This is a genomic window from Deinococcota bacterium (assembly GCA_030858465.1).
Classification (GTDB): domain Bacteria; phylum Deinococcota; class Deinococci; order Deinococcales; family Trueperaceae; genus JALZLY01.
Map to the genome: position 1 here is coordinate 1 of JALZLY010000081.1, position 6,095 is coordinate 6,095.

The 6,095-nt window shown below is 59.5% G+C and carries 8 protein-coding genes; 5 read left to right on the forward strand and 3 right to left on the reverse strand.

Annotated elements, in window-relative coordinates; genetic code table 11:
- Positions 1-223, forward strand: a 223-nt coding sequence (locus M3498_03755) for a toxin-antitoxin system HicB family antitoxin (GenBank protein MDQ3458410.1), incomplete at its 5' end; no start/stop codon positions are given.
- A 321-nt stretch (positions 224-544) separates the two neighbouring features.
- On the opposite strand, the gene M3498_03760 is transcribed toward M3498_03755, so the two are convergent.
- Positions 545-739, reverse strand: a complete 195-nt coding sequence (locus tag M3498_03760; protein ID MDQ3458411.1) for a hypothetical protein — start codon at positions 737-739, stop codon at positions 545-547.
- Between the two features lie 229 nt (positions 740-968).
- Between M3498_03760 and M3498_03765 the strand changes: the two genes are divergently transcribed.
- Entirely contained in the window at positions 969-1,214 is a 246-nt protein-coding gene (locus M3498_03765; GenBank protein ID MDQ3458412.1) for a DUF4160 domain-containing protein, read from the forward strand.
- Entirely contained in the window at positions 1,207-1,626 is a 420-nt protein-coding gene (locus tag M3498_03770) for a DUF2442 domain-containing protein (protein ID MDQ3458413.1), read from the forward strand. Before M3498_03765 ends, M3498_03770 begins: the two co-directional genes overlap by 8 nt.
- Before the next feature lie 526 nt (positions 1,627-2,152).
- Here M3498_03770 and M3498_03775 read toward each other — a convergent pair.
- Entirely contained in the window at positions 2,153-2,350 is a 198-nt protein-coding gene (locus tag M3498_03775; protein MDQ3458414.1) for a UPF0175 family protein, read from the reverse strand.
- Between the two features lie 385 nt (positions 2,351-2,735).
- On the opposite strand from M3498_03775, the gene M3498_03780 reads away from it, so the two are divergent.
- Together M3498_03780 and M3498_03785 are read left to right on the forward strand one after the other, a co-directional pair.
- Positions 2,736-2,987, forward strand: coding sequence for a type II toxin-antitoxin system HicA family toxin (locus tag M3498_03780; GenBank protein MDQ3458415.1), 252 nt, complete (start codon positions 2,736-2,738; stop codon positions 2,985-2,987).
- Complete coding sequence (locus tag M3498_03785; protein MDQ3458416.1) at positions 2,988-3,365, forward strand: toxin-antitoxin system HicB family antitoxin; 378 nt, start codon at positions 2,988-2,990, stop codon at positions 3,363-3,365.
- Positions 3,366-3,539: 174 nt separating this feature from the next.
- Here M3498_03785 and M3498_03790 read toward each other — a convergent pair.
- A partial coding sequence (locus M3498_03790) for a hypothetical protein (protein ID MDQ3458417.1) occupies positions 3,540-6,095 on the reverse strand: 2,556 nt, incomplete at its 5' end.

Here is a 6,095-nt window from a genome sequence, read left to right on the forward strand (position 1 = left end):
CGAGGCCATTGCCGATGCCGATGTTTCCAAGGAGCTCTTCTTCGAGTCCTGCCTCGAGCACGGTGATCCTATCCCCGAGCCAGGACAGAGCTATAGCGGCAAGTTCAACGTTCGCGTGCCCAAGAGCCTGCACCGGCAACTCGCCCTCGAGGCGGAGCGCGAGGGCGTCAGCCTCAACATGCTCATCGTCAGCAGGCTGAGCGCCGGGAGGCAGCCGTCATAGCTGGGGCCGGCAACCGGGTCAACCGTGACGGCAGCCTCGAGCTAGGCAAGGGCTCGAGGCCTCCATTATTCGTCACCTTCGTCTTTGCCCGGCGACAATCTGCGCTCGAGCCTGAGCAGTGCATTCTCCAGTTGGAGCTTCATCATTTCTCGCTCCTGCCTTTCAGTTTCACGCATGTGCTGAACCTCACGCGCCAGTAGTTGCAAAGCAGTTGAGAGCCGCCGCACTTCCTGCTGAAGTTTTTTGAGATCGGCGCGGTTCTGCTGCAGCGTCTCCCCAAAGGTGAAGAGCGCCTTTGCCAGCTCAGAAAGCTTTTGATGGTTATGCCGCTGTCAACGTCACCATCACATCATCCAAAATGGCGCGCGTTTCCGCCTGTAGCCTCAGAAGTTCATCGCGGTCACCAGCCATTTGCCGCTGAAGACGCTTCATTTCTGCAAGGTAGTGGTCAACCAGAGCCTCGCAAGAGGCAGCATCCTTATCCACAGGCGGGTTGAGAGGGCTCATGTCGTCCATTCGCAGACCTCCGCTTCTGGCCTTGAGTTTACTATAAATGATCTAACAGGTCACGAGAAGACCGATGTCGGCAGAAGAAACCAAGGCCGTGATGCAGCATATCGTCGCCGATAAGGTGGGACTGCTTGAAAAACCCAAGCTCTTGGGTTAAGCTGGGCACATGTTGAACTATCGTCTTTGCATCGTCATGTGCTGTAGTTACACGCGTGCCGGGCTTCGAGAATCATGAATGCCGACGGTACTCAGAGCAGACGGATTCAACGTGCGCATCTACACCAACGACCACGAACCGGCACACGTACACGTCTTTAAAGCAGGGGGCGAAGCAAAAGTCAGCTTGGGCATAGACGGTCAGCGCCCCAAGCTCCTGGAGGTGACGCAAGGCATGAGCGACAGAGACGCTGCTCGAGCCCTAACCATTGTCAAAGCGCACAATGACGCGCTCTTAAAAAGGTGGAGAGTGATCCATGAGTAACCATGTGATAGCCGAAGAGCTCGAGGAGATCGCGGCAGCAAGGCAAGCCGCTGCCGATGCTGCCGCGCATGAACCCCGCGCAAAAACAGCTCGCTACGACCCTAAAAAGCATGAGGTCGTGATCGGGTTTACCAACGGGGCCTGGCTTGGCGTCCCTGCCGATCATCTTCAAGGCTTAGCTGGTGCCCCTCCCGAAGAGCTCGACGAGGTCGAAATCACCCCCTCTGGAACCGGTCTCCACTGGGAAACTCTCGACGTCGATATGCACATCCCAGGCTTGCTCGCAGGCGTCTTTGGCACCCGCGCCTGGATGGCGGCGTTGGGTCGCAAAGGCGGACGCATCACCTCTAACACCAAGGCCGCCGCGGCGAAAGCCAACGGACAAAAGGGTGGACGTCCCCGCAAACACTAGCCCTCCTTGGTACTGTGTCGGCACTGTGTCGGCACTGTGTCGGCACTGTGTCAGCACTGTGTCGGCACGGCGTGCTTTTGGCCTCCAGACTACCGCAACCCCGGTACAGACGAAGGGCAAGTAGCCATGCAAAAGAAATTGTGGAAGCTGCTCCCCTTGCCCTCGCCAGATTGTGGCTCTTAGCCCTGAGAACTTCACAAGAACTGCGGAGGTTCATGTGCCGGGCATACCGCCGCGCTTTCAGATCATCCAGTACCACCCAGGCTGAGCGGTCTAGCGCCAGGGCAATAGCCCCTCTTCACCAGGATCGGCAGCAAGCTCGGCTCTTACTTTTGTGAGCGTCGCACGGTCAGGCGCTTGCTGCTCCACCCACGGCTCCTTGGGCAACTGGCTCCCTGGATCTCCTGGTTTCGCAGCGAGTTCCACCGCAACTTGGGGTAGAATAAAAACGTGGTAAAGCCGTGGCAATAGCGACGTGTAGCTAAGACAGTCCAGCAGGATCAAGGGGCTCGTATCGAAGACGGCCTCAATCCTCGTGGGCGTGTCTGAGCTCATCCTCGAGTTCCTCCTCGTCCAGATTGGGATACGCAAGGTCGTGGCCGGTGTACCACTGGATTGCTTCCCAGCGGCTCATGTTCAAGAGCCCTCCAGCTTTGCCCAGGCTCATTCGCCCTTCGCTCACCAGCTTTAAGAGAAGCCCCTCCAAGACCTCTTGTTGGAGCATTTTGGATCCTACGGCCTCAACAACCTCTTGAGGTAAATCCAGCTGCACAGCCATAGTAGGCTCCTTTCTTGCCTATGATCTTATAAGGCCTGATGGTTTTTACTGGTAGTCAGCCAGCCTTCTTTTGATGGGTCATTGCGAGGAGCGAAGTATCCCGATTCGCGCAGCACTTCGCAGGAAGGGTGGAGCGAAGCGAGTTTCGCGAAGCACTCCGTAGGACTCGCGCAACGTCTCGAAGAGTTCGCGCAGCTTCCCGAAGGGGCGAAGTCGTGCGAAGCAACGCGGCAATCTCGGCGCGGTAGCGGCACAAGAGTCGCCACGCTGCTGAAGAGCCCTCAGCAGGGCGTATCATGCCGTCATGTATCGGTGACCTGCGCCACCATATTTGGTACTATCAGGCCTGAGCCGCTCTGAGAAACTGATCGGCAAACTGCTGGGCTTCCCGACCGAAATGCGCTTCTCGGAAGTAAAAAAGATTCTGGAGTGGCACGGCTATGTAGAGGACAACTCTGAGGGTAGCCACCACGTTTTTCGCAAGGCGGGCGCGCCCCGTATCGACATCCCCAAAAAAGGCGGTCAGACCGTCAAGCGCGTCTACCTCAAGCTGCTTGCTGAAAAGCTTAGACTGGAGGAGTAGATGTTAGGCGACGAGAAGAACCTGGAATATTACCTAAGCCTCAAGTATCCGCTCTCGATTCGCCCTCTGAGCGAGGAGGACGGTGGTTACTACGCGGTCTATCCCGACTTCGGCGGCGCCACGGCTCATGGCGACGGCGAGAGCATCGAGGAGGCCATCAAAGAGGCCAACCTCTCAAAGCGCCTGACCCTCGAGTCGCTATTCGAGCATGGCGATCCCGTTCCCCAGCCCGGCGCCCTCGAGAGCTATAGCGGCAAGTTCAACGTTCGCGTGCCCAAGAGCCTGCACCGGCAACTCGCCCTCGAGGCGGAGCGCGAGGGCGTCAGCCTCAACATGCTCATCGTCAGCAGGCTGAGCGCCGGGCGGCAACCGTCGTAACTGGGCCGGCAACCGGGTCAACCGTGACAGCAGCCTCGAGCTAGGGAAGGGCTCGAGCGCCCTGCCGCCGGTGCCGGCGGGACTACTCCGGCTGGGCGGCAGGGCGCTCTGTTCCGAGCGCTGAGAAAGCCGCCGTCTATGAGCTAGGAGAGTGTGCTTCTAGGCCTTGCCGCGTCAGGAACGGAAGCGGACGAGCACGACCGAGGACGGAGGCAGGTTGACGGGCAGCCGACCATCAGAAAAGCCGAACGAAGACAGCGGGGTCAGGCTTGCGGCATCCTTGCGCGAGGAGCTAAAGACGTAGACGTCAACGCTGCCCGAGGCGAGCAGGGCGGAGACATCGGCGTTGACCGCATAGGCCGTGGAGGAGCGGTTGGTCATGAGCAGGTTGTAGCCTCCCGAGCCCTCGCGGGTGGTGATGGCCGAGATGTTCGAGTTTGCGGTTGCGAGTTGCGTGGGATAGACCACCTTGCCGCCGTTTAGGGCCATGACGGCCAGGCGCATGGCGTAAAAGCCGGCGCGGCGGCTGCCGTCGCGCTTGATCAGGCCCCAGGAGTCGCTCGAGCCGTCGTACATGCGCCACAGGGCGGCGCCCTCGACGCGGCCGTCGCCCGGCGTGGAGCCGCCGATCAGGTTGTTGACGAGGCTGTTGATGACGAGCGGGAGGTTATCCCACTGACCGCTCTTGAATTCACCCATCTCGCTGGCCCAGATGGGATAGTTCTGCACCTCCGAGGCGACGCCGCTCTCGCGGGTGAGGCGGCGGGCCACGCTGACGCGGGTCGACATGTTGGCGTAGTAGGGGTGCATGTCGATCACGTCGAACATCGAGGAGTGGAAGCTGCTGCTGTTTCTAAGCATCGGCCTGAACCAGTCCTCCCAGCCGCTGGCCGTCGACAGAACGCCGCCGTGGACCCAGCGGGGGCGGTCCCGCAGGTAGGTCTTGTAGACGAAGTCGATGGCGTCGTTGGTGTACTTGACGAACTCGAGGTACTGCGCCTTGGTGCCGCACCAGCCCTGCGAGTTCGAGGACTTCTGCTGATTGGGTTCGTTGAAGGCCGACCAGCGGTCGACGCGCATGGAGGAACCGTTGCGGACGTTGATCCAGTAGACCACCGCGAAGACGTGCTGCCACCACTCGTTCCAGTCGGCGCTGCTGAACTGCGGCCAGACGATGGTTTGGCCGCTCGAGGTCTTGCAGCCGGCACCGGTGACATTCATCCTCGGCACCCAGAAGGTGCCCCAGTTGGCGCTGTTGCGCAGGACCATGATCGGTTCCATGCCCGGCACCGTGTACAGCTCCCTCAGGATGCTTCCTGTACCCCTCATGTTCTTGTCGAAGGCAGCCCAGTTGACGAAGTCGTCGACGCGGGACGGGTTGCCGGCGAGGACGCGCTTCATGTCGGCAATTGCCGGCGAGCCGTAGTTGCCGTCGTCGTCCGTGGGTTCGAAGGTCTGCATGCCGCCGAAGAGGCGGTAGGTAGTGAGGCCGAGGTCGCGGATGTCGCTCATCTTGGGCGGTACGCTGCCGCCGCCGTTGGCGCCGATATACCGACTGCTCCTGCCGCTGGAACCGCCGCTTATGCGCAGGGAGAGGCCTTCGCCAGCCGCGGGGGGAGGGTCTTCATCGCTCGAGCTGCTCGTCTTTGTAACCGCCTTTTGCCAGAACGGGGCGTAGCGGTTGAGGGTCGTGGCAGTAGAAGTAGCTGCTTGCGCGGTTTGCCCAGTTGTTAGATTGATGGTGAAGACCTGCCAGCTGCCACTCTGCAAGGCGCTGTAAGTTAAGAAGTTGCCATCCGCCGTAATGTGCGGGTGTTCTAAGCCACTCGAGCGAAAAACAGGTTGTTTGAAGATGCCGGTAGTCAAGTTCCTTGTGAGCACCCGGTCCCCATTAGGCAGGTGCTCTAGCCCGGCTACCATAACGCCATCACTGCTGACGCTGGGATGCTCGAGCACATTGGTGCTCCCAAAGGCAGTCACATAGCTGTTGCTGGTCCTGTCGTAGCGCAGCACGTAGTGAGCGCTTGCTACAGGGCGGACCAGCGCGATATAACGGCCATTGCCGCTTACCGAAGGCTGCAACTGGTCACTGCTTACGCTTAGGAGGCTCTCGGTAAAAGTGGCGCCGCTATATGTGCGAATAAAAACAGCGCGCTTGCCCGAAGCGTTGCTTCCCTCCCAGACCAGGGTGTTGCCATTCGCCGACATGGAGACGTTGTTTTCGTCATAGCTCGTCGTGGTCAAGCGGGTAATGCTCTTGGCATCTACGATCATGCGGTAGACTTCGAAGTTGCTGTTGTCAGGAGCTTTCATGGCGAAGACGACGGTGTTGCCGTCTAAGCTAACGGCTACCGATTCTATTTCCCGGCCGCTGGCGAGCAAGCCGGTCTTTTTGTCATCGCTCTGGTCGGCCAGATAGAGTTGCCACTGGCAGTTATTGCAGTTGGGATTGTGGAGAATATACGCGATGTTGCCGCCTGCTCCAGGGAGCACCGCCTGTGTGGAAAAGTCATCTTCCATGGCGGATTCGTCAAGGCTAAACTCCTCCACAACTTCCGGTGCCTCGCTGGCGAGGTCATTTGAGCTTTCCGTACCGGTGAGTTCTTCTATACTGCCGGCAAGATCGAGTTCCGCCGCGTCGATGTCGGCGTCGGTAAAGAGCATGGCCGCTGTCTCTTTTGAGTGGTCGGTCTCGAGGATGTTGTCCTGCGTGCCGCATCCCGCGATAAG